Source organism: Spirosoma profusum (assembly GCF_014699005.1).
In the GTDB taxonomy this organism is placed as follows: Bacteria; Bacteroidota; Bacteroidia; order Cytophagales; family Spirosomataceae; genus Spirosoma; species Spirosoma profusum.
Genome location: NZ_JACWZY010000020.1, coordinates 134,456 through 155,282, shown reverse-complemented (window position 1 = coordinate 155,282; position 20,827 = coordinate 134,456). Strand labels below are relative to the sequence as shown.

Sequence of the window (20,827 nt, the reverse complement as noted above, 5' to 3'; positions counted from 1 at the left end):
GCTACGTTAGAATTAATACGTAATTTCTTCTTCGTCAAGTAGTTGTTTGATGTTAAGATGACAATCATGAACAACCTGAATGTTTTCAGACCAGTTGACAATGTGCCAGGTTGGGTTGCCCTGTTCGATAATATAAACTTTTTGCATACTGGTAATGACCCAGCGTACTTTCTCGACGCCGAAGTCAAGCAATTTTTGCGATTTTTGAATCAGGTAATCATCTAATCGATTTGGGAAGTCTGATACATCGGCTTTGGTATCGACATCAATACCTACCTTCGGCGCTACGTCGACATAGTTGCCCTGGAGTTTGCCGAGTTTCTTTTTCTCAAGGACGACTATATCACAGCAAACAATATCGTTTTTTGAAATAGAAATACCGACTTTATTTGCCGCCAATACGTTTTCTTTTCGATTGATTGTAATTCCTGGATGGCCATTTATGAGGGCAAGCAAAACTCCTTCTATATCCACACAGGAGCGGACTTCCTGAACTGTTTTCGTACCTACCAGAACATCTTGATAATCCTGATAGTAAACTGGTTTGCCATTCCAGATTTCATAGATAAGCGAAGGAGGAATATTGCGGGACTGTAGGCCATTACGTCGTGATTTTTGTCCGGTTATTTTGGACATGATTGTACTGAGTTTCATCTGTTATCGAGACGAACATACATCAGACGGACAAGTAGACTATCGGTCACGCTTCCATCTTAAATAAGCTTCCGGCAAACACACTGCGCAAGGTCGATAACCGGCTGAAAGGGCTTCTGCTACGTCCCTGAAAAACACGCGATTTTCGGGTTTCATGCGTTTGCCGATTCTACAGTCGAGCCGACCGTAAATCTTGCCCGGACGATGCCCTCCCAACGTAACGGCTTCTGATCTAACTAGTTTGACTAATGTGCGCAGCTGAGCGTAAGGAGTTAGTCCCAAGTCAGTATGACGTATCATGCGGCATCATGAAAAATCAATCCCAAATTGATACGTGTACCCGAACGAACTTCGCTGACCCCATGTCGCATAACAGCTCTATAGTAGCCGCGTGTACTTTTGGCTGGTCGATATTTAGTGGTGAAAACTACGATTTGTCCTTGCTGGGGTTGCAAAACGATAGCTTTCGATTGCATGCGGGGGCGTTGCTCCACCATGACAAATTCTCCACCTATATAATCGTCATCTGGCTGGCTCAGGAACACGACCGCCTGAAATGGGAAATACAACTCACCGTACATATCCTGATGCAAGGCGTTCCAGTCGCCGGCAACGTATCGCAGAATGAGTGGCGTAGGTCGGTTTTGACCTGCTTTGTGGCAAATTTCCAGCCACTGGTCGAGGTCAGTTGGATAACGTAGCGGCAGTCCCAGTTTTTCATTCCACTCATCAGCTATAGGAGCCAATTGGGTAAATAACTCGTGGCGGAGAGTATTAACGAGGGGAGGTAATGGATAATTGAAGTATTTGTATTCGCCACTGCCATAACCATGCTTTTGCATTATAATGGTTTTGCGATACAAATCGGGTGCATCGAACAACTGCGACAACTGATAGCAGTCATCCAAAGTTAATTGATTAGACAGTACCGCAAAACCGTTTTCCAGTAACGTAGTATTAAGTTCCATCATCGAAGTTCAAGATTCAACGTATCAGATTTCAGATTGGGTGTTGTTTTCGCTTTATCCAACCTGAAATCTGGTACGTTGAACAATTTACATATCTGTTCTCGCAGCTTCCCAACCGAGCATGGCCTGTTTGCGATCTGAGCCCCAGCGGTATCCGCCAAATAAGCCCGTTTTTTTGATGACCCGGTGACAGGGAATTAAGTAACCGACAGGATTACTCCCGATGGCTGTTCCGACGGCTCGCGAGGCTGTCGGTTGTCCGATGGCTTCGGCAATCTGGTCGTAACTAGCGAGTTGACCTTCGGGAATTTTAAGCAGTGCTTCCCATACTTTGAGCTGAAAGGCAGAACCACGTAGCAATAGGGGTAGCCGATACGTTGCTTTATCGGCAACATTCGCTGCTACGTCGGCAGTTGGAAAAATCTGATTTGCAACGGGTTGAAGAACAGCCAAATCCTGAACAAGTGTAGCTTCGGGCCAGGCCGATGTCAGGACGATTTCTGCTACGTCGCCTTCGTTCAGGAAATGCAATAGTGCAATTTTTCCACCGATGGTGCCCAGTACGTAGTAGCCGAACGGGCTGTCAAATACTCCATACGTAAGTTCCAGCCCCGAACCGGATTGTTTAAACTGTCCCGGTGTAACCCCTTCAATACTAACAAACAAATCGTGTAATCGGCCCGTGCCTGACAAGCCTGCATCGTGAGCGGCATCGGCCAGTGGAGCCCCGTTACGCAGACGGTTCTTGGCGTGTTCAAGTGTAAGGTATTGAGCGAACTTTTTGGGGCTTACGCCCGCCCATTCGGTGAATAGTCGTTGAAAATGAAACTCGCTTAAGTTTGCTTTTTCGGCTAGTTCGCGGAGCGAAGGTTGTTCCTGATAATGAGCCGTCAGGTGTTCGATAGCGCGGGCGATTTGCTCGTAGGTGTACGTGTTGTTGGTGTTCATAGCCTCTGTTATTGTTGAACAAATTTCGCCATAAACCAAGTGCCCTGAAACCCGATTCTTGCGAAGTTTTGACTTCGTATGTGGAGCGGTAAAAGGTAATGAATTTTAACGCTTTTAGTGCTATTCATACTTTCCCGTTTGGGCGACGTACTCTGTGATGAGGTTATAAGTGGGAGAGCGCCTTTAGGTGGTAGAGGATTCTGTATATACGTTTAATAAAATGAACTGTAACTGATAGCCTGTGTATTGTATAAACAGATATGTTTGCGAGCACCCTTTAACTACTCCTAGCGATCATGGCACTTGATGCAACCGTTATTCAGCAAGGCTTTGGCTTTGCTACCTATCCATCGGTATTTTTGAAAGCCGAAAAGACCGATGAAAAGACTGGTAAGAAAAAATTCACATGGGTGAAACACCTACTGTTCGGCGACCGTCTAGAACTGGAACGCGCCAATGGAGCCCCCCAGTTTCAGGTGTTTGGAGGTAAGAAATATGTGCAGATTCGGGGTCGAGGTGCCAGCGGATACGTGCTGCCGGATGAGATTCAGCCCAATCGGATTCTTGAAGTCAATTTTATCGATGTAGGGCAGGGCGACGGGTGCCATATTGTTACACCCGGCGACGAGCATTTTCTGGTAGATGCTGGGGCGGGTGATAATATGTACCGTTTCCTGAAATGGCGGTTTAATCTCAAAGGGGCATCTAAGTCCCCTCCGCCTTTTACGGTTGTGGTTTCTCACTCCGATGAGGATCATTATGCCGGATTTGGGGCAATTTTTACGCCGGCAAATGATACACGCCAGCGATTTTCCATTGATAAAGTATATCACAATGGCCTGGTTGAGATGAGCGGTGAATCGGCCGAAACATTGGGTACGCTCGTTACAGACAGAGGAGTGAAGTATATTACGGACCTGTGCGACGATGAAGCGGCATTTCAGGTGCGTGCCAATGGGCCGGGAACCGTGGGCAAATACATCCGAACACTCCGCAAAACGTCAGCTTCCAAAATAGGCCTCTGGCGGGGCAGTCCGTCGATATACAATCAGGATGGTTTGCAGATCGAAGTATTAGGGCCTGTGAGGCAAACGATTAACGGAAAGGCAGCCCTACCCGTTTTTTCCAACAAAGGCAAAACTAAAAATGGCCACTCGGTTATTTTGAAGTTGACTTTTGGTAAAGTACGGATGCTGTTGGGGGGCGATCTTAACGAACCTGCCGAAGATTATCTGTTGCAGCATTATTCAAGCACTGATGTAGCTGCACTTCGGCTGCAACTAAGCAACCAGAATCTGACCGATGCACAAAAACAGGCTATTCGACAGCAAATTACCGATGCCATTGGGCGAGCAAGAGCTGTGTTTGAGGTCGAAGTAGCGAAGTCATGCCACCACGGCAGTGCCGACTTTACGAGCGAATTTATGCGGGCGATTAATCCATTGGCTACTGTTATTTCGAGTGGAGACGATGAGCCGCATGTACACCCCCGGCCCGATACGCTGGGTACTATTGGCAAACACAGCCGGGGCGAGCGTTCGCTAATATTTTCAACGGAACTGGCCCGCTCAAGCAAAGAGTTTGTTGAGATCGCCAATAGGAATTCAGACCAGGCAAAGGAACGAACAGTTACCGTCTATGGTATGATTAACGTGCGAACCGATGGGGAGAAACTTATAATCGCCCAGAAATTAGAGCAAGAAGCTACCCGTGGTAGTTGGGATATTCACGAATTAATCTGGAACCGGAACACGGGCGAGTTCGAGTATCCATTTTAATACATTTCCACTGTAGTTCGATACTCTAAAACAGCCGAAGCCGGGTAAATTTACCCGGCTTCGGCTGTTTTAGAATACTCAAAAAATCAAGCCAGATCAAAGCGATCAAGGTTCGTTACTTTTGCCCAGGCGGCAACGAAATCTTTTACAAACTTCGCCTGCGCGTCAGAACTTGCGTACACTTCGGCAATCGCTCGGAGTTCGGAGTTCGAACCGAAAACGAGGTCGGCGCGGGTGCCTGTCCATTTCGGTGCACCCGTTTTACGATCGCTACCCTCGAAGATTTCATTGTGCTTCTCCGCAGACTTCCAAATAGTGCTCATATCAAGCAGATTCACGAAGAAATCGTTGGTCAGGACGCCCGGACGATGGGTGAACACACCGTTTTTAGAACCATTGTAGTTGGCACCCAGAACGCGCAGACCACCGATCAGAACCGCTAGCTCAGGCGCCGTCAGGGTCAGTAACTGGGCTTTGTCGACCAGCAATTCTTCAGTTGATACGGTAAATTTGCCTTTTAAATAGTTTCGGAAACCATCGGCAAGCGGCTCCAGCGCGCCAACTGATTCTACATCCGTTTGCTCCTGAGAAGCATCCATCCGGCCAGGTGTAAACGGAACCGTAACTTCCTGACCTGCATCTTTCGCAGCTTTCTCCACGCCAGCATTACCGGCCAGCACAATCAGGTCGGCCAGCGAAACCTTTTTACCGCCAGATTGCGTGCTGTTAAATTCTTCCTGAATGCTTTCCAGGATACCCAGCACCTTCGACAACTGAGCCGGATTGTTAACAGCCCAGTCTTTTTGAGGTGCCAGACGAATACGCGCTCCATTGGCACCACCCCGTTTATCCGAACCCCGGAACGTAGAAGCCGAAGCCCATCCGGTTGAAACTAACTCAGACACTGACAAACCAGAAGCAAGAATGTTAGCTTTCAGGGACGCTACGTCGTTCTCATCAATCAATTCATGATCGACAGCTGGAATTGGATCTTGCCAGAGTAATTCTTCCTGTGGCACGTCGGGCCCCAGGTAGCGTGCGCGAGGACCCATATCGCGGTGGGTCAGTTTGAACCAGGCGCGGGCAAAGGCATCGGCAAACGCATCTGGATTTTCCAGGAAACGTCTCGAAATCTTTTCGTATTCAGGGTCAAAACGTAGCGCGAGGTCGGTAGTAAGCATGGTCGGTGCGTGGCTTTTTGATGGGTCGTAAGCATCAGGAATGATGTTGTCAGCGCCCTTCGCTACCCACTGGTGAGCACCCCCTGGGCTTTTCGTCAACTCCCAATCAAAGGCAAACAAGTTTTGGAAGAAGCCATTGCTCCATTGGGTTGGTGTACTGGTCCAGGTAACTTCCAGACCACTGGTGATGGTGTCACCGCCTTTGCCCGAACCAAAACTATTTGACCAGCCTAAACCCTGCGCTTCAATATCAGCACCTTCTGGTTCAGGGCCAACGTGGTCAGACGTAGAAGCACCGTGGGTTTTACCAAATGAATGACCACCAGCAATCAGCGCCACCGTTTCTTCGTCATTCATTGCCATCCGGCCGAACGTTTCACGAATATCTTTGGCCGATTTAATTGGATCAGGGTTACCGTCGGGCCCTTCCGGATTTACATAAATTAAACCCATATGGGCGGCTGCCAACGGTTTTTCCAGATCGCGTGAATGGACAATGCCCCTGGCATCTTCATCAGAACTTACTACGCCCTGCGCGGCTACACCTGGCACCCCCTTTGAATAACGATCCTCGTTGCCCAGCCAGGTTTTCTCAGAACCCCAGTAAACATCAACTTCAGGTTCCCAAACATCCGGCCGGCCACCGGCAAAACCGAACGTTTTGAAGCCCATCGATTCCAGTGCTACGTTACCTGTAAGAATCAGTAGATCGGCCCAGGAAAGTTTCTGACCATATTTCTGTTTAATCGGCCAAAGTAATCGTCGGGCTTTGTCGAGACTTACGTTGTCCGGCCAGCTATTGAGCGGGGCAAAACGCTGCTGACCAGCGCCCGCACCACCACGGCCATCGCCTATGCGATACGTACCGGCACTGTGCCACGCCATCCGAATGAACAGAGGTCCGTAATGTCCAAAGTCGGCGGGCCACCAGTCCTGTGAGTCGGTCATCAGGTCGTGAAGGTCTTTTTTCACGGCTTCCAGATCAAGGCTCTTAAATGCTTCGGCGTAATTGAACTGCTCGCCCATCGGGTTCGACAGCGACGAATGCTGACGAAGGATGTTTACTTTCAACTGATTTGGCCACCAATCGCGATTTTGTGTACCATCACCAGCGGCACTAATTTTTTCAGTATTTTGAACTTCACCGGCGAGTACTGAGTGAAACGGACATTTGCTGATGTCACCTGAATAGTTTTCCATTGTGCAAGTTGTTGGTAAGAACCTATCTAGAATGTGTTTTTAGATGGTTAAGGTTAGTAAACCGATTTTACAGACGCAAGATTAAACGCTTGATTTTGATAAATCAAATTGATTTAATTGATAATCGTATCGAAAATTACTATATGTCCTGCTAGTCAGATTGTACTACTGTCCATTCGTGCTGTACAATTCCCATGACAATTAGGTATTGTGCGATTGCGTAGGTCGTCATGATGAACCACGTAGCACCTGAAATGGGTAGTAGGAACTTATCGATGGCAATTGCCGAGTCGGACAAGATAAACAGAACGGCTCCGATTGCCACCCAGCCATAGGCTAGTAAGCCCTTACGTAGAAAAGCCAATACGCCCATGAGACTCAGGCAGAAAACGTAGCCAACGACCGGCCACCACAAGGGCTTTAAATCCGGATTTAGAAAAAAACGCGGTTTGAGTAGAAACAGAAATATACCATTATACAAGACAAAAGGAATGGCCGTCAGCGAAAAGGTGCGGGGACGTATCGTCTTTCCACTGGCCTGAATCTCCAGCCAGAAAGCCCGGCTATAGCAAATCTGCATCACCAGAAAAGCGCCCAGACCCAGGGCAAATAAATCAACTTCCTGAATCATCAGAAACACGTCGCCCAACAAGGCAAACCCCATTCCGACCATGAGCCAACGTAGCGGTCCCGTATACGTAGCAGATCGAAACTGCTGCCAAACGTAATACAGTAATAACCCCATAATCAATGGCTTGCAAACGTAGTGCAGCCAGCGGATGGACAACGTATCGCCCAGCATTTCGAGCAACGTAACAGTCGCAAAGGTGAACGTAAAAAATAGAGGGGTTTGCCTCGCCATGGGTCAGTCAGAAACTTGTTTTTCGGTAAGGTTAACAAACCTTTCGAACAATAGCGAGTTAATAAAATAATACTCAACAAAAGAGAACCATCATGGATAAACTACAGAAGCTCGAATTAATGAATAAAGTGGTTCGGGAACTTGAGGATCTACAAAACAGCCAAACCGCTTTAATCACGAAAATCAGCCAGATTGAGGTAGACAATATGAACGGTCTGAATGACCGACGACTGGAAAAAGATTTAGGCGATATGCACTCCAAAATCGCGGAGAACAATGACGCCATCACTGAAATCTTTGCCTATTTCGAAAGCAAACGCGATGAATATGGCGAGAAAAATCGCTCAGCTATTGAAGCCATCGAAGCCGCAGCAGCTATTGACGCAACTCGATAATAATACCTCCTCTATAACCAAAAGCCGGACACTACGTCCGGCTTTTGGTGTTTTTAGCGTAAATAACAGCTTAATGCTTTCCCATTTTTGTCGTCCTGACGAAGGAAGGATCTTACAGATTCCTAACGCTCTGGCAGGGAGAATTTAAGATCCTTCCTTCGACAGGATGACAAAAATACTTAGCCAAAACGCTGATTAATAGGGAACTGGCTTCTGGGTGAGTATTACTTCTGATCGAGCAATTTCTGAAGGGCCCGCTTTCCGTCTTCGTTTCCCGGCCATAAAACAATTGACTTTCGATACATCGCAATGGCTTCCTCTTTTTTACCATCTTTTTCCAGTGCTATCGCATAACTGTCATACGTATTGCCGCTTTTTGGGTAGAGTAATGTATTGAGCTTAAAAGCTTCCAGCGAAAGTGTGATATGGTTGGGTATGGGCGCACTTAAAAGGTCAAATCCAAGCCGGTTCATTTCCAGTTCATCGACGTAGTAATTCGTTGTATCATCTTTCAACGTATTGAACGTAGTGGCCGCATAATCAGACCCTTTCTTCACCAACGCTTCCCCGTAAACCCGCACTAACGACTGCTTCATCTGAATTTTCAGAGGAGACGTACCGTTCAGAATGTTGGAAACTGAAACCATCACCTGAATTGGATTATTATCAGTATTGTCGTAAAAAATAATGGTTTGGTCGGCCGTCAGATTTCGGTGCAGAAACGTGGTTAAGCCAACGATATGGCCGTCATGAAAAACAAAGTTTTGCGTAGGCTCCGTCTTACTATGATAAACCGTCCAGCCCAGACCATACGAACGCGTGCTGGCTCCTGCTCGATAAACTTTCCCGTTGTTTAAGGTTACTGGCGTAAAAGCGGCTTCAAGTAGGGACTGATTAAGTAACTTCCCAGAATTCAAAGCCCGGTCGAATTTCCATAATTCCTGAAGGGTGCTGATGATATTTCCAGGACCAGCAACACTACCCAGATTGTAATACGTATAATAGGTACGATGGTCCAGCGAATCGACATTGTGATACGTAGTAAAATAAGACGCAGGACGAGTATAACGGGGTGTATTGGGCATTTTCGCCTGGCGAACGTAGCTGGTTAACATACCCGCTGGCAAAAACACGTACTTCTTCATGTAATCCGCAAACGACGTCTGACTTACCCTTTCTACCAGCCTTGCCAGTAAGATATAATTCATATTGTTATAGCGCCAGCCGTCGCCGGGCTCCCCATTGAGCGATTTTTTCTGTTCAAGCAGATGTGCATACAGCGTTTGGGCGCTGAGGAGTTCATCAGGATGTTCGCTTATGTACTTGTCTTCCTGCCGTTCCAGATCCGGCAGGCCGGAGGTGTGCGTCAGTAAATGGCGAATGGTAACTGTTGAGTAGGGAAAATCCGGGAAGTGTGTTGCGAACGTATCATCAAGTTTAAGTTTCCCTTTCTGGACCAGTTGCAAGACTGCAATCGCTGTAAACGGTTTAGATAGAGAAGCCAGGTTGAAATGCGTGGTATCGCTATTAGAAATACGTCGTCTGGAATCAGCGAACCCAGCCGATTTCTGGTAAATAATCTGACCTTTCTCGGCAACGAGAATGCTTCCATTGAATAAATGATATTGAGTTAACACTGTTAGAAACGAATCAATCCGGGCGATTTTTGATTGGGGCGTTAATGTAGCAGTTTGGGCAAATACAGTTAATGCAGAAAAATTCAGAAAGAGCAGCAGGTGCTGGAATACTGTTTTTGTTGTCATGATAATTGGTCCGTTTGAATCGATTTAATGCGTTTAAAGGTGTATCAGACACGTATATGTAAGAAAAAATTCTTACTTTTAAGCAGCTGATTCCCAAATCTTGTGGCAAGGTTAGGAAATATTTATTGAAATAAGAAACAATTCTTAGTTTTGTAAGAAAACTTTCTTACATTTGAGCCATGAAAGAGAATAAAGACCCAAATAGCACGCCCTCTGAACCAACAAAATCGGAGCTGGAGATACTACAGATCTTCTGGGAATTTGGTCCATCGACGGCCCGGTTCGTGAACGATCACCTCAACCAGCATACGCGGCAGGTCATTTATATGTCGACGCTGAAACTGATGCAGATTATGGTTGAGAAAAGGTTGCTGAAAAAGGATGAAAGCCAGCAGAAACACATTTACTGGGCTGCTGTAGAAGAATCGAAAACGAAGGGATTTCTGCTCGATAAGGTGGTTGATACGTTGTTCAACGGCTCGGCAGGAAGCCTGATGATGCAGTTGCTGGGCAATAAGAAAATTGACCCCGCCGATATGGAAACTTTCCGGGAACTCATTAAGAAAATCGACGACAACAAACACTAGAACAACATGGACGTAACGTTTTTAACTCGCTGGATTTCTGAGCCGCAGGTCAAAGCAATCTGCTGGGCACTCATTCACTCGCTCTGGATTGGGTTGCTGGTGGCTGCCCTGGCCGGATTAGTCATGATTCTCACGCAAAAGACCTCGTCACACCTGCGGTATCAGCTCTTGTGTGGTTGCCTGCTGCTGTTCGTACTGTTGACGGGATACGTTTATTATCAGTTGGCTAATGCTACGTCGAACAGGACTGCCGCTAGGATTGTACCAAAAGTTACGTCAACAATGAGTGCTACGTTGGTGAAAAGAGCCGCTTTGGCTAAACGCGGTACGTCCTTTATCAACCAATTCGTTCGAACCATCAATTACAATGCCCAATGGATTTTTGCCGCCTGGTTGTTGTTTTTTGCCCTGAAAAGTCTGAAACTAATCAGTGGGCTGGTCTATATTCGTCGGATTCGTACGCATCGAATCTCTGCGGCCGATGATGAATGGCAGCAGAAGGTACAATTATTTAGCCAGCAGTTGGGCATTCGTCAGTCGGTGTCTGTATTGCAATCGCCGTTAGTAAAAGTACCGGTTACCGTTGGCATGCTGAAACCCGTTATTCTGGTGCCAGTTGGACTGTTTTTTCAACTGCCTGTTGAGCAACTTGATACAATTCTCTGGCATGAACTGGCGCATGTCTGGCGTAGAGATTACCTGATGAATCTGCTTCAGAGCCTGGTCGAAGCGGTATTCTTTTTCAATCCGGGCTTATTGTGGCTATCGGCACTGATTCGCGAAGAACGGGAAATCTGCTGCGATGATATCGTGTTGGCTAGAACGTCGCGCAAAAGTAATTACCTGGAAGCGCTGCTTGCTTTTCAGGAATCTCCTCAGCCTACTGCAAGCTTCGCTATGTCGCTGGGTTTTCGCAACCAGCAACTCATCGATCGACTCCGGCGGATGGTTACTCAGGAAAACAAGCGATTAAGCGTGGCCGAAAAACTCGTGCTTTTGTCAGGATTGGTGATTCTTCTGGCATCTGCCTTTGTCCCACGTAACACGGCTGACATTCGAAAAAAGTCTACACAGCTTAAAATGAAGAGCGAACACATAGCTAAGAAAAAAGATTTAGCTAAGCCTAATCGTGCTAACGTAAGGGCGGCTTCATTGCGAATGTCCTTCCAGCCTGAAAATTTAGAGGCAGATACGCTTCCCGTTATCAGTGCGAAATCAGTAATTAAAATCGATAGCAACCTGAATTTCACTCAAATTCTTTTTGAGCGGACAAATGCAGATATGGCTAATCGGGAGATGAGGGTGAAGGATGATAAAGGAAACCGGTACCACCTGAAAATTGCGAATGATCAGCTCATTGCACTTGACGTAAACGACGTAGCAATTGCCTCAACGGATTTGCCTGAATACTATGGCCTGCTACGTCAGATTGACCAGGCATTTGCCAGAAAACGGCAGCAAAAGCAGGAATTGTCAGATCGGAGGTTCGCTCAAATAAAAGCCGAGCGTGCGCAATTTCTGCTACGTGAAAAAGAAGCGCGACAGACTAAATTAGACCGTCTGAAACAGCAAAATCCTGGGGCAATGCCGTCTAAAGATTGGCCGCATCTGGCCGAAGGGAAAAAGCTTCGTCAGGCCGAATTTGTAAAAAAAGAATGGCAACTGGATACGAAGAAAAAGTCTTTTGAAGTCAAAACTGATCTCATTGCTCACCAACAAATCCAGCCGAAGAAAAAACTGCCTGAGCCACCTAATATCAGCTACGATCAGGAACGAGTACGCGGGGTTATAGCCGCACTAGTAGCCGAAAAAGTTGTTCCTGACGCTACGTCAGTTGATTGGTTTGGCCTAAGTACAGATGAACTCATTGTGAATGGACAAAAACAGCCCGATGTTTTACAAAAAAGGCTGAAAGAACAGTATGGTATTGCGCCAAACTATGGCTTGTATTACGGACCTGGCAAGATGTACGGCAAGGGGATAATTATAGATAAAGAAGATCTAAGCCGTTAGGTTTGTAGCCTGGAGGGCCACGTCCGGGAGCCGTCCAGGCTACAAACCTAACGTTCAATGTATACACTACGTTTCCCTTAAGGACGGGTTAGAACCAGTGTATACGAATAGTCGCCTTCTTTTATTTTTCCATACGGAAAACGAAGTTTTAGCACCACACCAGCATCTAAATTTGCTGCAAAACCCGTTTTTTCGCTCGTAGATTTTTTGGTAACAACAAGCTGATCTCCATCCAGTTTCCATTGACTGTCCAAGCCAAACCGTTTATCGGTTGGTAAGGCGCTTTTGCCAGGCGTATCACAAACGATTTCACCTGTGGGCGAAAACACAACCGAATAATTAATGGAATACGTTGGATGATTTTGCCCAGATCCACTATTGGCATTCTGAACCTGGATCGCGTTTACTTTCCATTTTCCTTCGCTTATCAACTCCTTGTTAAGACTTGGCCCCACCTGATCTTGTTCGGAATTACAACTGCTTAATGCAGTAGAAACTGCCAGTAATAGCCCCATTACAAAGACTTTACGTCTGATTTTCATACGATTTGTTATTGTTTCACCCGTTATTAGGTCTGTAAAACTACCAGCCTCTGAACAGTCCTAGAGTGTGAGTTTATAACAAGGCCATTTTGCTTTACACAAGGTTAGTTTTACTAAAAGAACGGTAGATAAAAGTAATCTCGATACGACAAGTTTTACAGGTCCAAAAGTCTTTGTGTAAAAAATACGGAATGAGCGAAATGCGTGGTAGATTCGAAGCGTTTTGCTAAACCCTTTCTCTACGAATCGTATGAATCTACGAAATCGGCTACTGCTTTTCTGTTGTATGCTGCTCCATCCAGCAGCGCTCATGGCTCAAGTGCCCCGAATGCCGCCTATAAAATCGCCGGAAGTTGCTGATGGTGGATTGACTTTCCGTATACGGGCTCCAAATGCAAAAGAAGTTATCCTCGACATCGAAGGTGTTTCAAAGGAAACGATGACCAAAGACGCTCAGGGCGTCTGGAGTTTTACCAAAAAGCTCGAACCGGATGTGTATGACTATGCATTTGTCGTCGATGGTCTTCGCATTCCTGATCCGGCAAATCCCGTTGCTAAACCTTGTTATCAATGCAACGGGCAGAGTCTGGCGCACATGCCGGGTCCGGCTTCGCTGAGTTGGGAGATCAAGGACGTGCCTCGTGGTATCATCGATCACCATGTCTATCGGTCGGTGGTTATGGGCGAAGACCGGGATTATTATGTGTATCTGCCACCAAATTACGACCCCAAACGTAAGGAACCTTATCCGGTATTTTTCCTGCTGCACGGCGCTACTGGTACCGCTTTGTCCTGGATCGTGAATGCGCAGGCAAATATCATTTTAGACAATTTAATTGCAGAAGGCAAAGCCAAACCCATGATTATGGTCAATACGTTGGGCTACGGCGGGAATGAGAAATACACGGCAGAAGTGCTTCAGGAGATCATACCCCAGCTGGAAAAAACGTATAACGCGGCCAAAGACCGAACTCAACGGGCTATTGCTGGCTTATCGATGGGCGGAGGTACTGCTTTTTATACAGGCTTGAACAACCTGGATCATTTTGCGTATGTAGGTGGTTTTAGTAGCGCTGTAGGATTCGGCGGCCCTCGTTCGGCTGGCAATACTACAACTTCCCCGGATGAACAGAAAAAAGCAATGATGGATAGCTTTGCGAAAGCCTATCCAAAGCTGGATGAGAGCGCCAATAAACAGCTAAAGTTATTATGGATTTCCTGCGGAGCTGATGATTTTCTACTTCAGAATAACAAAAACTTTAAAGAGTACCTGACGGCAAAAAAGGTAAATTTCAAAGAAGTGAATACGCCAGGCGGTCACACATTCATGGTGTGGCGCAGAAACCTGACCGACCTCGCGCCACTGCTGTTCCGATAGGGCCTTGTCGAAATTTTTTGTCATCCTGACGCAGGAGGGATCTTAAGGTTTCATATTACTCTAAAAGGAAACCTTAAGATCCTTCCTGCGTCAGGATGACAAAAAACAATTCACATTAATTTGTTATCACGACCTGTGCTGGCTTTTAAGGCTAACACAAGCCTCAATCAGGTTACGCCTGTTCGGTTGTGGCTGGCAAATCGCGAAAGACCTTGTAATCGGCGTAGAACGTACCGAAAGGAACCACAGAGGCCAGCAAAGCCATGAACGTTTTGCCAGCAGGCCAGCCGTACTCCGTTTTCGCCTGAATAATCGTTAGAACGTAAAGCACAAATAGTAAGCCGTGAATAGGGCCGAGAATCTGCACCGCTTCAGGATGGCCGCCGATACGTTTCAACGGCACGCCGATGAATAACAGTAAAATATACGAAAGTCCTTCGGCAAAACTGACGATACGTAGTCGGATTTTGGGTGAATTGAAAAAATGCATGGTTAGTACGTTGACGGTTTAAAATGAGCGGTACAAAGGTCGGTTAGCAAAGGGAGAAAACGGCCATGGAATCGCGATAAAGATAAGCAGCAGACCAATCGCAAAATAAATAGCTGTTGTTTTGAACTTCTGCTGATCCGATTTCTGACGTTTCGCCTTACTTGATCCAATCGTCATAACGATTACCGAAGTAAGCATCAAACCAATATGAATCAGACTAAAAAAGGAGAATTCCCTGCCGTCCTGATACGTTGGGTGCGATTTCCAGTAATAGCTGACAATTGGACTTTTGGCGTAGAGATAGAAACCAACCAGCAGTTGCGTATGCGCAATCGACGTAGCAACAACACGTAGCGTTTGATCGATGGGTTGATACGTTCGGTGACGTAGCAGGCCCGAAATGCTGCTACCGAGCGAAGCCAGAAGACTTCCTAACACCAGCCACCGTAACGCGTTATGTACGACTAGAAGAATTGGATAAATCATGGAAGACAGTGACCGATAAATTCCTACAAAGTTCTGTACGAAAACTAGAAAGTTGGTAGGCGAAATCGGTCGAAGATTGGTCGAAATCAATCATTTGGTCGAACGTAGTGGTTTCTAAACTCGGTCGGACTTACCTGTGCGTATTTTCGGAACAGCTTTCCAAAACTCGACTGGTCATCAAAACCCAGCTGCTGCGCCACCTGCGAAACGGTTAAATCAGATTGGAATAGCAAAACTTTGGCCTCCAGTACGATACGTTCATCGATCCACACCGAAGGCGATTTGCCCGTCCGAAATTTGATCACTTTATTGAGGTGATTTGGGCTGACATTCAACTGCTCAGCATACGTAGTGGTTAGTCGTGACTGACGTATTTGGGTCGTTAGCAAATCCATAAATCGCTGCACGAGCCGGTCGCTCGCATCCGTCTTTATCGGGAACGTACCGGCATAAGCCCGGTTGATTTCGGTCAGAAGCACAAGCAGGTAAGGCGGAATCAAATCAGTTTTAGCGGCACCATTTTCGAGATATTCAACAGTTAATCGACTCAATAAATTATTGATAAACGTAGTTTGCTGCGCCGACAACGTAACGAACGGATGCCCTGTCAGTTTCAAAAAGGCAAAATCAGACTCATCAACAGCACTACGTATCATCTCCTGACTGACGAAACACATAAAACCAGTTGAATCGGCGCTGATTGTCTGGATGGTAAAAATCTGTAAAGCCGGTACGATGACCAGACTCTGCGGACCGACAGTATACGTTTGGTGCCCAATGCTTACTTCCATCTGCCCCGACGTAACAAAAAAAAGCGCATGATTGCTCGTCCGTGAAGGCGGCAGCGGTAACTTAATCACCCGCCAACTGGTTTCCAGTCGACTGATAATGAACTGATTAAAGTTTTCCTTAAACCGCTCATCCCACGACGCATCTCTAATCAGAAATAAATCCTGGGACATTTTCGGACTAATCGCCGGAAAAGCGTCGTCAGTTGTCATGGATGATATAGAAGTTTGCTGGCCCGGAACGTACCATCCGCAGCTTGTAATAATTTGGCTTTCAGACGGGTATTGTACGTAGGACGATCTGATAAAAACCGACGTACCAACTGAGCCGTTTCGGGAGTTTGATAATTTGATAACGTAGAACGTAGCCAGGATTCGGGAAAGAAAATATCACCTGTTCGTTGAATTTCTTCCAGCAGTTCCAGACTCTTCGCTACGTATTTCGCCGATGTTGCGCTACGTAACGGATGGTGCAGATAGCCAAGTGCAGTCGTTACGTAGGCTTCGCGCTCGCGGTTGGCTTCGTTGGAAAGCGATGCGAAGAAAGCGTCGCGTTCTGCTACGTTACTCGATAAAGCCGGCATCATAAATTGCAGTCGTTTTTGCCGATCCGGGTTTTTGATACGGGCCAACTGTTTTGTTAAAATACCTTCTGCCGGATAATCGCGAACAGCCAGCGCGAGCGCCAAAGCGGTGTAATCGTCTTCGGTCAACGTAACGCCCGTTGGTGCTTTCTGGTCGTTCCAGATAGCGTACAATCTACCCTGCGCTTCCCGACTCAGAGCAATGTTTTGATACAGCCGGAACAGTAATTTCTTTTTGCCCCGACTGGACGGTTCCGGACTGGATGGAGCAGAAACGGTTTGCTGCTCCATCGCCTGCCAGGCTGCCTGCTCAACCGAAGCTGCTAAAGCTGGACGGTTTTCGGGGCGGGTAAAATTCCAGACAAGATCTGACAAATCAGTTGTCAGTAAGCGCAGATTTAGTTCTTCGGATTCTTTCCCCAATAACTGCTGATAGACTGTCGATAACGGCGACGGAGTCACCAGTTGGCCCGAGAGCATGTTTTCGTGCAAATTGATATAAGAAGCCGCTCGCGTGACTGGGTTTTTTATTGTGGATAATTGAGAAATCATCAACGTATCGACCGGAAAAAGGCCGTAACCCTGTCCTGATGAGTTGAAGACGACAAATGAAGGAGCAGCTTTACCAACGGCTTCCATCAACGTAACACTCGATTGGTTCATGTTCACTGTTAGCTCATCAACGTGGTCAGGATAGACTAGTGCAACTTCAAATCCCTGCGGCCACAGCCGATTCGAGCCATCTTCGCCTAGCTGCGAAATCGTGAAGCGGGTAATTTTTCCGTCCTGTTTGTCCAGTTGATACGTAAACTTCGGGCGGCCGGTTTCGCTTACCCAAACGCGATTCCAGGCGGCTAAGTCAGTTTGTGTACGGGCGTCCAGAATAGCGATAAGATCGGCCCAGGTAGCGTTGCTGAACGCGTATTTTTTGAGGTATTCACGCAACCCATCACGTAGCGCTTCTTTCCCCATTAGTCGCTCCAGTTGCCGCATCATAATGGGCGCTTTGTGGTAAATAATGCCTCCATACAACGTACCAGCTTCCTGCAAATTTGCTAGCGGCTGCCCAATCGGATTGGCTCCTTCGGTACGGTCGACGGCGTAGGCTGCCGGAAAATGATCGACTACAAACTGAAGATCGTAATTGGCCTCGGGGCTCGATACCTCGGTAATCTTATCAGCCATGAAATTGGCGAACACTTCTTTTAGCCATACATCATCGAACCAGCGCATCGTCACCAGATCGCCGAACCACATATGCGCCGTTTCGTGCGAAATCAACGTAGCACGCGACAGTTTCTGGTCGCGGGTAGCACCGCTGTCGAGAAACAGGCTCGATGACCGGTAATCGATGGCGCCAACGTGTTCCATTCCGCCGTATTGAAAATCGGGAACGGCCGCAAAATCGAGTTTCTGAAACGGATAAGGAATCTGCGTATAGTCTTCAAGGAAACGTACCGCGTCGGCGTGGAGATTAAAAATTGGGTCGAGACTCAGCCGGATTTTGGACGTATCAGTTTCGCGGTGAAGTAACGTCATTGCCCGGTTGTTCAGCGTTCGTTTGACCGATTTGAATTTCCCCGCCACAAAGGCGAACAGATACGTCGGAATCTGCTCCGACGTTCGGAAACGTAGCGTTTTCCGCTCACCCGTCTCCGACGAATCCTGAACGGCGGCATTCGTCATCGCGTGCCACGTTTTGGGCACGGTTAGCGTTAACTGAAATATAGCTTTCAAATCAGGCTGATCGAAACAGGGAAATACAGTTCGGGCGCGGTCAGGAACGAGCAGGGTGTAGAGGTAATCGTCGTTTCGGTTCAGCGATAAATTACCAGCCGTAAACTGGATGGAAATTACGTTCTTCCCCGGCTTCAGAAAAGCGGTAGAAATCAGCAGATGTTCGTTTTCGAAAACAATTGGAATGCTTTTCTGATTAACCGAAACAGCTTGCAAATGAGAACGTTCCTCTTTGAAGTCGAGTTGAAGTGGAGCCGCATTTTTTGCCCAGTTAAACGTTATTGATTCAGTCGATGGAATTGGTTGGTTTTTTTGCTCAGGAATGTCGAACTTTAAAGCATAGGCCAACTGAGAAATCGTTTGCTTTCGGGCTTTCGCTAACGTTTGCGATACGCCCGTTTCAATTTGCCCGTTTTTAGACGTAGTAGTCTGAGCATTGCCGCCCATTATCGAAAGAAAAAGTAAGAGTGCCGTAATACCGTAACGAGTCATAGAAGTGCAGGGGAGAAACTTCAGGTTGTACTAACTTAGCCTGAATGGGACGCCTTCGCGTGAGTCTTGGATCAAAAATAAGGTACGTAATGAAACAGCACCTAACTTTTCTGCTTATACTCCTGGCTATTCTTTGTCAGGCCACGCCCATTTTGGCCAATTTCGTCCTGATTCCGATGGATGATCAACAGTCAAATCACCTGAAAGCCTATGGAATCGCCTATAAGGTGCTGAAAGACGATGCGGAGGTTGAATGGCTGCTGAACTATCGGGGTGGAAGTTTTATGACAAAACAGACGGCTGCGGTCGAAACAGAGTGCCGTGTACGCGGAGTTTCGTTTGAGACCATTTCCGACTCTAATGCGGAGTCGATACGTCGGCAACTGTCAAATCCCGACGTCAATATGGACGTAGTGAAACTCCAGAAAGCGGCTAAAATTGTGGTGTATTCGCCGGTGAAAGTAGGGCCGGCCGAGTTCGAAAATACAGACGCGGTGCTGCTGGTGCTCACGTATGCCGAAATTCCATATGAGCTTGTCTATGATGAGGAGATCCTCAAGGGTGATTTACCCAAATATGACTGGCTTCATTTACACCACGAAGATTTTACGGGTCAATTCGGACGTAACATGCATCGTCAGTCGGTAGCCGATATCAAAGCGCAGGAAGACATTGCTCACAAATATGGTTTTCAGAAGGTATCACAGATGAAATTGGCTGTGGCTAAAGGTATTAAAGAGTTTTGTGCAGGTGGTGGCTATCTGTTTGCCATGTGTTCAGCCGCCGAAACTCTCGATATTGCGCTGGCCGCTGAAGGTGTCGACATTGTGGGCAGCAGTTACGATGGCGATGGCATTGACCCGAATGCGCAGGAAAAACTCGACTTCACCAGAACATTCGCCTTTGGCAACTTCAACCTTGAATCCGACAATGGTTACCGAGGATTCTCTACGTTCTCCGACATCAATTCCTCAGCCGGACGCGGTTACGACCAACCTGGCGGCTTCTTTGAGTTGTTTAATTTTTCGGCAAAATGGGACGTTATTCCGGCTATGCTGACGCAAAATCACGAAAACGTAATTAGAGAGTTTTTTGGTCAGACGACGGCTTTCCGCAAAGGGGCTGTGAAGGCGAGTAGTTTAGTGATGGGAGAGGGAAAATCGTCGCATCGCTATATTTACGGCGAATCGGGTCGGGGGCAGTGGACGTTTTACGGTGGTCATGACCCTGAAGGACTCCGGGGTGGGGGTGGCTTCCGTAACCCAACCGATTTGAATCTGCATCCGCATTCGCCCGGTTATCGGCTCATCCTGAACAACGTACTGTTTCCATCCGCCCGGAAGAAAAAACGCAAGACGTAGCACTACGTTTTTTTCATGCGTTCTTGTCATGCTGACGAAGGAAGCATCTTAAAGCATCCTTACTCATACGTGAGGGAAATTTAAGATGCTTCCTTCGTCAGCATGACAAAAACGACAAATGGTCCCGGAACGAACGTATCAGTTCCGGGACCATTACTTTTATAACGTAGTAAACACTAATTAGGCCGCTTTTTTCGCTGCAACAAGTAGATGAATTTATCACCCCGCATTTTGAAGGATGCCAGTTCCCAGCCGTGCCGAACCATAAAATTCAACGCATCGACATTTGAATTGAACGTAATCGCTTTCTTGGCTGCATCCATAAATTTCTGGCGATTTATACCATTATCAACGAAAGACTGCCCAAAGTCAATCAGTATGCGCGCTTTCGATAATGGTTCTGCATTTTCGCATATTAATTGGCAAAAGGGTGTATTGAGCGTATCGATAGGGATGTCATTGACAAATAGTTGTCCCATAGTATTCGAAACGATAAACATACTCAGGCAAAGCGTAAGAAAGATTTTCATAAACAGATTGATTTTTGATACGTTCCGAATACATGAATTCGGGTGCAATAAATGATACGTTTATCGACGATATAAGTATGGATAACGCTA

19 protein-coding genes are annotated in these 20,827 nt (G+C 46.8%); 6 read left to right on the top strand and 13 right to left on the bottom strand.

Annotation, left to right across the window (positions count from 1 at the left end; all coding sequences use genetic code 11):
• Positions 1-12: 12 nt before the first annotated feature.
• The 4 genes from IC229_RS21820 to IC229_RS21805 form a co-directional block, all read right to left on the bottom strand.
• Positions 13-636, bottom strand: coding sequence for a Uma2 family endonuclease (locus IC229_RS21820; RefSeq protein ID WP_190889141.1), 624 nt, complete (start codon positions 634-636; stop codon positions 13-15).
• A gap of 57 nt (positions 637-693) precedes the next feature.
• Entirely contained in the window at positions 694-954 is a 261-nt protein-coding gene (locus IC229_RS21815; protein ID WP_190889140.1) for an Ada metal-binding domain-containing protein, read from the bottom strand.
• A complete protein-coding gene (locus IC229_RS21810; protein ID WP_190889139.1) occupies positions 951-1,625 on the bottom strand; it encodes a 2OG-Fe(II) oxygenase in 675 nt (224 codons plus the stop codon). Before IC229_RS21810 ends, IC229_RS21815 begins: the two co-directional genes overlap by 4 nt.
• Before the next feature lie 84 nt (positions 1,626-1,709).
• Positions 1,710-2,570, bottom strand: coding sequence for a bifunctional transcriptional activator/DNA repair enzyme AdaA (locus tag IC229_RS21805; RefSeq protein ID WP_190889138.1), 861 nt, complete (start codon positions 2,568-2,570; stop codon positions 1,710-1,712).
• A gap of 296 nt (positions 2,571-2,866) precedes the next feature.
• On the opposite strand from IC229_RS21805, the gene IC229_RS21800 reads away from it, so the two are divergent.
• The gene (locus IC229_RS21800; protein WP_190889137.1) at positions 2,867-4,348 is read left to right on the top strand and encodes a ComEC/Rec2 family competence protein; all 1,482 of its coding nucleotides are present in this window, start codon (positions 2,867-2,869) and stop codon (positions 4,346-4,348) included.
• An 86-nt stretch (positions 4,349-4,434) separates the two neighbouring features.
• Here IC229_RS21800 and katG read toward each other — a convergent pair whose 3' ends face one another.
• Together katG and IC229_RS21790 are read right to left on the bottom strand one after the other, a co-directional pair.
• Complete coding sequence (katG, locus tag IC229_RS21795; RefSeq protein ID WP_190889136.1) at positions 4,435-6,729, bottom strand: catalase/peroxidase HPI; 2,295 nt, start codon at positions 6,727-6,729, stop codon at positions 4,435-4,437.
• Positions 6,730-6,880: 151 nt separating this feature from the next.
• Positions 6,881-7,591 (bottom strand): lysoplasmalogenase, encoded by a 711-nt coding sequence (locus IC229_RS21790; RefSeq protein WP_190889135.1) that lies wholly within the window; start codon positions 7,589-7,591, stop codon positions 6,881-6,883.
• A 92-nt stretch (positions 7,592-7,683) separates the two neighbouring features.
• On the opposite strand from IC229_RS21790, the gene IC229_RS21785 reads away from it, so the two are divergent.
• A complete protein-coding gene (locus tag IC229_RS21785; RefSeq protein WP_190889134.1) occupies positions 7,684-7,986 on the top strand; it encodes a hypothetical protein in 303 nt (100 codons plus the stop codon).
• A gap of 224 nt (positions 7,987-8,210) precedes the next feature.
• Here the strand turns inward: IC229_RS21785 and IC229_RS21780 are convergent, their stop codons facing one another.
• Entirely contained in the window at positions 8,211-9,749 is a 1,539-nt protein-coding gene (locus IC229_RS21780) for a serine hydrolase domain-containing protein (protein WP_190889133.1), read from the bottom strand.
• Between the two features lie 179 nt (positions 9,750-9,928).
• Between IC229_RS21780 and IC229_RS21775 the strand changes: the two genes are divergently transcribed.
• A complete protein-coding gene (locus IC229_RS21775; RefSeq protein WP_190889132.1) occupies positions 9,929-10,336 on the top strand; it encodes a BlaI/MecI/CopY family transcriptional regulator in 408 nt (135 codons plus the stop codon).
• Between the two features lie 6 nt (positions 10,337-10,342).
• Positions 10,343-12,349, top strand: a complete 2,007-nt coding sequence (locus IC229_RS21770) for a M56 family metallopeptidase (protein WP_190889131.1) — start codon at positions 10,343-10,345, stop codon at positions 12,347-12,349.
• A gap of 77 nt (positions 12,350-12,426) precedes the next feature.
• On the opposite strand, the gene IC229_RS21765 is transcribed toward IC229_RS21770, so the two are convergent.
• Entirely contained in the window at positions 12,427-12,891 is a 465-nt protein-coding gene (locus IC229_RS21765; protein WP_190889130.1) for a hypothetical protein, read from the bottom strand.
• A 250-nt stretch (positions 12,892-13,141) separates the two neighbouring features.
• Between IC229_RS21765 and IC229_RS21760 the strand changes: the two genes are divergently transcribed.
• The gene (locus IC229_RS21760; protein WP_190889129.1) at positions 13,142-14,269 is read left to right on the top strand and encodes an esterase; all 1,128 of its coding nucleotides are present in this window, start codon (positions 13,142-13,144) and stop codon (positions 14,267-14,269) included.
• Positions 14,270-14,441: 172 nt separating this feature from the next.
• Here IC229_RS21760 and IC229_RS21755 read toward each other — a convergent pair whose 3' ends face one another.
• The 4 genes from IC229_RS21755 to IC229_RS21740 form a co-directional block, all read right to left on the bottom strand.
• Positions 14,442-14,759 (bottom strand): DUF3817 domain-containing protein, encoded by a 318-nt coding sequence (locus IC229_RS21755; RefSeq protein ID WP_190889128.1) that lies wholly within the window; start codon positions 14,757-14,759, stop codon positions 14,442-14,444.
• Positions 14,760-14,777: 18 nt separating this feature from the next.
• Positions 14,778-15,245, bottom strand: coding sequence for a hypothetical protein (locus IC229_RS21750; RefSeq protein ID WP_190889127.1), 468 nt, complete (start codon positions 15,243-15,245; stop codon positions 14,778-14,780).
• Between the two features lie 86 nt (positions 15,246-15,331).
• Complete coding sequence (locus IC229_RS21745) at positions 15,332-16,246, bottom strand: helix-turn-helix domain-containing protein (protein WP_190889126.1); 915 nt, start codon at positions 16,244-16,246, stop codon at positions 15,332-15,334.
• A complete protein-coding gene (locus IC229_RS21740; protein WP_223834122.1) occupies positions 16,243-18,801 on the bottom strand; it encodes a M1 family aminopeptidase in 2,559 nt (852 codons plus the stop codon). Before IC229_RS21740 ends, IC229_RS21745 begins: the two co-directional genes overlap by 4 nt.
• Positions 18,802-18,935: 134 nt before the next feature.
• On the opposite strand from IC229_RS21740, the gene IC229_RS21735 reads away from it, so the two are divergent.
• Positions 18,936-20,207 (top strand): asparagine synthetase B, encoded by a 1,272-nt coding sequence (locus IC229_RS21735; RefSeq protein WP_190889124.1) that lies wholly within the window; start codon positions 18,936-18,938, stop codon positions 20,205-20,207.
• A gap of 176 nt (positions 20,208-20,383) precedes the next feature.
• On the opposite strand, the gene IC229_RS21730 is transcribed toward IC229_RS21735, so the two are convergent.
• Positions 20,384-20,737 (bottom strand): hypothetical protein, encoded by a 354-nt coding sequence (locus IC229_RS21730; RefSeq protein WP_190889123.1) that lies wholly within the window; start codon positions 20,735-20,737, stop codon positions 20,384-20,386.
• Between the last annotated feature and the right edge of the window lie 90 nt (positions 20,738-20,827).